The sequence below is a fragment of the Desulfurococcus sp. genome (genome assembly GCF_049970475.1).
Taxonomy (GTDB): Archaea; Thermoproteota; Thermoprotei_A; order Sulfolobales; family Desulfurococcaceae; genus Desulfurococcus; species Desulfurococcus amylolyticus.
Window position 1 is genome coordinate 1 of sequence record NZ_JBMFMW010000085.1, and the last position, 4,969, is coordinate 4,969.

Below are 4,969 nucleotides of genomic sequence, written 5' to 3' on the forward strand. Positions count from 1 at the left end.
CATTATATCTGAATCTATATGTTTGACTATAATATCTCATTTTATCCACCCTATAGATAGGTTCTACTATAATTGTCCTAGTTTTTATCTATTACTATGAAATCGCTTACCTCGATTAATCCATAAATCCTTGATGAAGCCTCTATGAAGCCGAATAATGGTATGAGGAAAAATAGATATGGCTCTTTGCTTCTAATTACTCCATAGGTATATGATGCGAAATAATAGAGGCTTCCAGGTAGTATATACCATACTAGGCCTAGATATATTAGAACCGGGAAGAACATTATTGAGATAATCGAGTTAAGAACCCATGCAAAGGATCTAAAGCCAACTATGAGCTTCATTGGTGTCGGCGAGTACTTTATATCGCTTATCAAGCCCTTGAACCATCGTCCACGTTGAATCATTAGATCCCTTATACTATTTGGACTCTTTATCGAGATCCTGGTATTAGACTGCCATGTCTTATATTTTCTCTTGACCAATTCTATCGCAAACCTGAAATCCTCGGTTAGGGATCTATTATTGAAGCCTATCTCCTTTAAAACAGCGCCTTTAACTATTAAGAGCTCGCCATGTAACCCTATCAAGGGCTTTCCCAGTAAGCCTGTGAAGAATCTGTAAAGGGTTAGATCATCAATATACCTGATCCAATCCATTGCATAAGCCATCTTACTTTTACCCGGCCTGGGAAGCAGGATTCCATTACCTGCTACAAAACCATTTGCCTCGTAATAAGGTATCTCATAGAGGAATGAATCATCTAAAATAAGGTTGTCATCATCTATGAATACATACCATTTATCTGGGGAGACAAAGTGTTCTACGAAGTAGTTTAAGGCCCTTCCCTTCCCCATTAAATCCCTTCTATAGTTTGATGGGACGACTATGAGTTTCACCCCTTTGAAATAACGCAGGGTATTAAGTAGTGGAGCCCCCTCGTCAACAACAAGGGTTACATGCCCGAACCTTGACACATGGTATTTTATAGACTCTATAAGGCTCCTCTGTACTTTTTCATTAGCTTTTGAAACAATAACTAGTTCATAGTTATTCGCCTTAAAGCTGGCTCTGTGGGGTTTATAACCTATATACCCTGTTAAACCTATGGAAAGTAGCAGTGAGTAGGCAAGTGCCACCCCTACAACCAGCTCGGTGATACTGCCTGCTAATTCCTGGTTCAACCCTAATCATCCATCAAAATTGGTTTATCCTAATCACCTTAATACAGACAATATTAATTCCCCCGGATAATTATTAAAGTTTATTGTTGAGGGTCGTGAACAATGTGATGGTTTTAGGGGGCTTTACCCCTGGTTTTCACTGGACCCACGGGAGTTTTCACTGTATATTCCACGTTGACCTCGAGTTTACTGATGTATCTGCTAAGAGCATTATAGATCCTCGAGGCTAGCTCGTCGGGTTCCATGGTAAATATAGGTGGTGTAGCCTCAATGTTGAGGATGATCTTTCCACGCTGCCTCTTTATTTCAATGTTGAGGAGGTGTGAGCCAACTGATGCGAGAATCATTGGTAGCTCAAGGTATATCATCCTGGTTGTATCATCAGGGATTTCCAGATATTTTTTCACTATTTTCTCCCTTATAATTCCTTGCTCCAGGGTTTTCAGTCTTACAGAATAATTGATCACCGAGGGAGATATAGAGTATAAGTCGAGCAATCTGAGTAATATAAGAATGATATATAATGTAAGATCTTCATCGTTACATGCAGCATCGACGTAAATCATTTCCTCTCCATTCATGAATTCTAGTTCATCGATGTAGCAGGGGATGTCTATTAATCTTAGAATAGTATTCATAGACGTCATTATTTTGCCAGATGTTTTAGCCTCGCTTCTTACCTCCTTTATCAATGTATCAATGTGTTTATGTATATAGCTTATAACCTGGGGGTTAAAGCTATATACTTCAACATACCCATTGTTAAGTTCTTTAAGCTTATTCAATGCGTTGACGCCATTCAATTGCTCTCCCCCAACCTCGAGGTAGCTGGCCACTATATTTTCCTGCGTAACATATATCTCGCCGTTCACGTTTCCAGCATGAATTAATGCTATACATATAGTATTTCTACATGTATCCTTCAGATATTTGAACAGCTCTCCTTCATTGGTGAAGGCCATCCTAGCTATTAGACTTCCCCTGGATACTGAGAGATATTTAAGAAGTATCCTGTTGAGAACTCTGCTAGCCACATCTATATTTACTATCATTACTTGGTCCCCATGATAACCGGTATTCCTAAAACCAGGCTTATTTGTATATTATATCATTGTCCAGTTATAAATTTTGGCTATAGTTGACTGAACCAGGATAAGGGATCCACTTAGAATAACATCCGCTAATAGGGATCCCTTCCTTGTAGATGCGGCATCAAGGATGTGCCGGTAAGGATTGTATAATGGGTTGGATAGAATGGGAAAGCAGTGTTTCAATGCTGGAAAAGCTTATCGTATAGTTTCCTAAATAATTCTTCGCTAGCGATTACTAGTTCCACCATGTTTCCATCATCAATCTTCTTTACTACGAGGCCCTCAAGTAAATTCTCCGGTGGGTCGGGAAGGTTTGGCGATGGTTTTTCTTTACCAAGGTAGATCCATTTAATGCTTTTATTGTTTTTCTCGATTTTATACCAGTATCTTCCATAGTAATAGTATTTCACAGTTGAGCCGGAGGGTAGTTTCCTGGAGACTATGTGGACTGGTTTTAAATAGTATTTCTCGCCCTTGATTAAATTGTTATAGCTGTAAATCGATGGGAGAAACTCGTGGAGAATAGAGTTTAATTTCTCCAATATCTCACGGGTTACGCGTATTCGGATTTTCCCGTTTCCCGGCTTATTCTCATCCATCATAGGGGTCAGCCCATGGGAGTCTAATCACGTCTCATAGACCACTATATTCATCATTCTCATTTAAATAATGGCATCGGCTTTATTTAATGCTTCATGGGGGAAACCCTAGTATTTATTGAGCGGACACCCTCATAATCCGGTTTAACCAGGTATGCGTTAACCTTCTCGGTCTTCAGTGCCTCCATTATTTTACCAGTGTTCTCCAGTCTTGCTATCCCTATAACTATACCCCCCCTCCCAGCACCACTCAGCTTTGCTCCTTGAGCACCATTGTTAATCATTTTGTAGACAAGGTAGTCGTTTATCCAGGCTGAGGCACCCATCGCGAAGAGTAATCCATGGTTAACGATCATTAATTCACCCAGCCTACTTACATCGCCTTTCTCGATGGCTACTGCTGCTTCTTCGACTAGTCTACCAGCTACTTCATAAATCGCCTTGCCAAGCCCTCCTAGTCTCCTATATCTCTCTAATACTTCTCTAACCACTAGGCCTGTATCCCTTTTAACACCTGTGTCAGCTACTATTAGTGCTGTATTCTCTGGTAAAGATGTGTTAAGGCGCTTGAATAAGCCCTGCCTGTAGTATACGAGTCCACCGTAAGTGGATAACGTGTTATCTACGCCACTTGGCTTACCATGGACCATGGTTTCCCCCAGGTAGGCTATTCTACTGACATCCTCCTTAGTGAACTCCACGCCACATGTTTCCAGTAGGGAGTGAGCTAGGGAGACGTTTACAGCTGCTGAAGAACCCATTCCAGCTCCAACGGGTATTTCGGAGTCTATATATATCCTATACCTGTCTCTGCAACCATATCTTATACTTGCCTCCTCAATGATCCTCATATATGGTTTCGCCTCCTTGGAGGAGGGATCTATTGGCCCCAGTTGCCTAGAGTAGATTTTCAAATCCCCTTCCTCAACGCATGTTCTAGCGTAGAGCCCCACAGCTAGGCCGATCGCTGGATAGCCTTCTACAACGAAGTGCTCGCCGAATAAGATGATCTTGCCAGGTGCTATACTACAGGTCATTTACTCTACGCACCCTTAAACTATTTAAGAGTATAGTGAGATAACATGGTTATAAATGATTACCATGGTGCATGTTAATGAGTAGTAGCGGGGAGAAACGAGTCCCATTCACACCAGTCTTCAAGCTAATCAATGATGCCAAAAAGAGGCTGGAGGGATATAAGTATAAAATAATTGTTTTAAGCGGTAAGGGTGGGGTAGGTAAGACATTTATCTCCTCATCCATAGCTCTTGGATTAGCTATAAGAGGGAGAAAAGTAGCCATATTAGATGCCGATGTGCACGGCTCGTCGATACCATTGATGCTCGGTATACAGGGAGCGAGACACTACGCAGATGAAGACGGTGATATACTTCCCGTCGAAGGACCGCTAGGTGTGAAGGCTGTTGCAATAAACCTAATGCTCGACTCACCTGATTTACCGGTGGTGTGGCGTGGACCACTTGTATCCAGAGCCATTACAGAGCTACTGAGTAAAGTTGCCTGGGGTAGTGGAGACTACCTGGTAATCGACATGCCTCCTGGTACAGGTGATGCAGCCATAACACTTGTTCAATCCCTCCCCAGTATAACTGGGGCAATAATAGTTACAGCCCCGAATATGTTGACAGAAACTATTGTGGCTAAAGCAGTTAACTTCACAGCGAAGAATAATGTCAAGCTACTGGGTATAGTGGAGAATATGAGTTACTTCAAGTGTCCTGTCTGTGGTACAGTGTTCAACCTGCTAGGTAAAAGCACAGGCGAGTATCTCGCAAGTAAATATGGCACGGTGCTCCTTGGCATGATACCGTTAGATCCTTTAATAAATGAAGCCGTGGATAAGGGGATACCCTATTTACTGGCCTATCCACATGGCGAGGCTGCTAAAGCCATCATGGAGGTAGTTGATAAAATAATAAAAAACACCGAGGCAAATTAATTTTTAAGGAGCCGTAATTAAAAGGGGTTCAGGTCTTATATAGGTATAGGTTTATATAAGCTGGTTTCATCACTTCATCCTTGTTCCCCCTATATCCCCTTTGGGCTTGCATTTGGCTTAGGGGCGTTCACT

At 41.7% G+C, this 4,969-nt stretch carries 5 protein-coding genes; 1 reads left to right on the plus strand and 4 read right to left on the minus strand.

Features of this window, described 5'->3' with window-relative positions; genetic code table 11:
- Positions 1-77: 77 nt before the first annotated feature.
- From ACP5N5_RS05575 to mvk, 4 genes are all read right to left on the minus strand, one after another.
- Positions 78-1,187 carry a glycosyltransferase family 2 protein gene (locus ACP5N5_RS05575; RefSeq protein WP_012607799.1) on the minus strand — a complete coding sequence of 370 codons (1,110 nt, stop codon included), beginning with the start codon at positions 1,185-1,187 and terminating at the stop codon, positions 78-80.
- Between the two features lie 113 nt (positions 1,188-1,300).
- Entirely contained in the window at positions 1,301-2,239 is a 939-nt protein-coding gene (locus tag ACP5N5_RS05580; protein WP_428133707.1) for a hypothetical protein, read from the minus strand.
- Between the two features lie 218 nt (positions 2,240-2,457).
- A complete protein-coding gene (locus ACP5N5_RS05585; RefSeq protein ID WP_276814645.1) occupies positions 2,458-2,880 on the minus strand; it encodes a hypothetical protein in 423 nt (140 codons plus the stop codon).
- Positions 2,881-2,963: 83 nt separating this feature from the next.
- On the minus strand, positions 2,964-3,914 hold the full coding sequence (gene mvk, locus ACP5N5_RS05590; protein ID WP_276814647.1) for a mevalonate kinase: 951 nt from the start codon (positions 3,912-3,914) through the stop codon (positions 2,964-2,966).
- Between the two features lie 71 nt (positions 3,915-3,985).
- Here mvk and ACP5N5_RS05595 point away from each other — a divergent pair, with 71 nt between their 5' ends.
- A complete protein-coding gene (locus ACP5N5_RS05595; RefSeq protein ID WP_012607803.1) occupies positions 3,986-4,837 on the plus strand; it encodes an Mrp/NBP35 family ATP-binding protein in 852 nt (283 codons plus the stop codon).
- Positions 4,838-4,969: the final 132 nt, after the last annotated feature.